This window comes from Nitrosomonas sp. Nm34 (assembly GCF_900113925.1).
Lineage (GTDB): Bacteria > Pseudomonadota > Gammaproteobacteria > Burkholderiales > Nitrosomonadaceae > Nitrosomonas.
In genome coordinates this window covers 1-2599 of the sequence record NZ_FORD01000128.1, presented here as the reverse complement: position 1 = coordinate 2599, position 2599 = coordinate 1, and the positions used below count along the sequence as shown (strand labels likewise).

Sequence of the window (2599 nt, the reverse complement as noted above, 5' to 3'; positions counted from 1 at the left end):
AAGATAAAGAACGCAAGTTTGACCGTCTTCTGAGATATTGCTATGGCTAGAGCCATACTTGAATGGAGAGCCGTATGCACTGAGAGGTGCACGTATGGTTCGGTGAGGAGAGGCAGGGAGATAGTTCGACTACGCCCTGCTTCTTACTCTACTTCCCACAGACGAAGGCTGGCTGTACCTGGCTGGCATAAAAGAGCTATTTAATGGCGAATTAATAGGCTATGCCATGAATGAGAGGATGACGACGGATTTGATTATACAGGCTTTGTTTCGCGCAACTGATAGAAAACTGCCAGAAAAGGGATTGGTTCTTCACTCGGATCGTGGTAGCCAATATTATGCGCATGATTACCAGGACAGATTGAAACAACTGGGCATAGTCTCTTCCATGAGTGGCAAAGGCGATTGCTGGGATAATGCTCCTATGGAAAGCTTCCGGGGAACTCTTGAAAATGAATTGGTACATCATCGAAAATTCAAAACACGACTGCAAGCAAAACAGGAGATTACCGAATATATCGAGATCTTTTATAACCGGCAGCGCAAACAGCAAAAATCGAACTACCTATCGCCAGCAGAATTTACACAGCGATACTATGCAAATCTACTCGCTGCTTAATTATATGGACTGCATATTTGACAACACACCTCATTATTTCTTATGTGGAAAACTTCGGTTTACTTATCCACGGTATTTTACATAGCACCTAATTTAATTATAAAAAATAATCTTTTGTACCTCGACACGTCCGATGTGACACATGCGTTTCTGAGCAGTCAGGCAGCGACACAGCATGAGTGGCAGGTACCTAACGAGAAACCGGAGGGCAAGAACCTGAAAAAACTGAAAACCTTCTATCCTAACTCCTCCCTTCCCCATTTTCTTAGGATTCCAGATTTTCAGAATTTCAGGACTCGCTCCTTCACATTCTATATCAGCTGATAACCTCCAGAATGCGATGGTTCTCGGGATGTTCCATCCTGCTGACATGAGAAATGGTGTAATAGACTATATTGCAGAGCAAGAGAAAAAAGTATTGTACTGAGGTACATATAGCGTAACCAGTTAAGAATGATTCAAAATGTATAGAATTTGAAGAGCATATCAACGGTTTGGCGGTATTGTTTACGCAGTACTTTGGCGTATGCCCATTTATGTAGCGTTACAAAGTGAATTAATTATCCAATCCCATCCGGCGATTGATTTCACTGGATCCGTAGTTCCCCCCATATGTCGAAGTGCATCAACCAAATGAGATTCGAGCGCGCCGATGCTGTCAAATACACGGTTATGAAAGCTCTTTTCGCGCAACTCATCCCACAGGTGCTCGACTGGATTGAGTTCAGGTGAATAAGGCGGCAATAGCAACCAGCGAAAATTCCCAGCTAACGTCAGCGAATGGCTGCGATGCCAGCCAGCACTGTCCATCACCATAACGATATTCTCATTGGGGTAGCGCCTGGCGATTTCATCAAGAAAGATTTGCATGCACTCAGTGTTGACATCAAGAAAGATTTGCATGCACTCAGTGTTGACATCAGGTAATACCAAGCTGTCAAACTTTCCGTCCAGCGGACAGACTGTCGCATAAGCGTAGGTGTACTCGTAGGTAAGCATAGCCTTGACTAGCGGACGCATTGGACGAGGCACCCATGCGCGACGGCAATCGCTGATGCGGCCAAATCGTGCTTCGTCTTGGAACATCAGCCGCATGGGGCGAGGCACAGCAAACTCTGTTATCGCTTGACCCAGCACCCCGGGGAGTTTTTTTCCAGTCTTCCCGGACTAAGGAACGAGGATTCAATAACTCCAGAGCTTTGAGTTGTAAATTAAGTTGCCGCTGATAGAGTATTTCGGTTATGTTGAGAAAATGAAGATAACAACCTATGCCCCGGAAGTCGAAGCGCGAATGCGCAATTTTTATCACAGCTTATCGGAAAAAGACCGCCGCCGCTATGCTACCGCTGAGGCGGCAAAGCTGGGTCAGGGAGGCATCACCTACCTTTGTCAGGTATTACACTGCGATGAAGGGACCGTTAGCCGTGGCCTGAAAGAGTTAAAGATGCCATTGCTTGAAAAGGAGAAACGTATTCGGCAAGCAGGGGGTGGGCGAAAGTCAGTTTTGGAGACGATGGAAGGATTGGATGAAGCCTTTTTAGAGATGTTAAAGAATCATACTGCCGGTTCACCAATGGATGAATCCGCAAAGTGGTCAAATTTGAGCCGCAGCGACATGGCTGAGAGGCTGAAACAGTGCGGATTTAGCGTGAGCGTAACCGTTGTTGATCAATTGCTCGACAAACATAATTTCTGCCGCCGTCAGGCCTTTAAGGTTGAAGCCGGGAAAAAGAACCTACCGCATCGGGACAAGCAGTTCAAAAATATCGAGCGCCTCAAAGAAGAGTACCGGGTCCAGGGTAATCCGGTGATGGGTATGGACGTTAAAAAAAGAATTGATCGGCAATGTTTATCGCCCCGGAAAGCTCTAACCCACTGAGGTCGTGCGGGTCAATGATCATGATTTTGAATCCCTGGCGGACGGTAAAATGGTGCCTCATGGGTTCTATGACATCCATCACAAAAGCGGCTATATCGTAT

General features: G+C 46.1%; 3 protein-coding genes and 1 pseudogene. 3 read left to right on the top strand and 1 reads right to left on the bottom strand.

What is annotated here, in order from left to right; genetic code table 11:
* Positions 1–142 precede the first annotated feature (142 nt).
* Positions 143–619: pseudogene (locus BM283_RS17640) on the top strand (IS3 family transposase); the annotation flags it as partial.
* A gap of 534 nt (positions 620–1153) precedes the next feature.
* Here BM283_RS17640 and BM283_RS17630 read toward each other — a convergent pair.
* A complete protein-coding gene (locus BM283_RS17630) occupies positions 1154–1756 on the bottom strand; it encodes an IS630 family transposase (RefSeq protein WP_217646605.1) in 603 nt (200 codons plus the stop codon).
* A 115-nt stretch (positions 1757–1871) separates the two neighbouring features.
* Between BM283_RS17630 and BM283_RS17625 the strand changes: the two genes are divergently transcribed.
* Complete coding sequence (locus BM283_RS17625) at positions 1872–2498, top strand: ISAzo13-like element transposase-related protein (RefSeq protein WP_090695454.1); 627 nt, start codon at positions 1872–1874, stop codon at positions 2496–2498.
* A gap of 4 nt (positions 2499–2502) precedes the next feature.
* Positions 2503–2599 (top strand): hypothetical protein (locus tag BM283_RS20780; protein WP_217646606.1); only part of this gene is annotated, 97 nt, incomplete at its 3' end.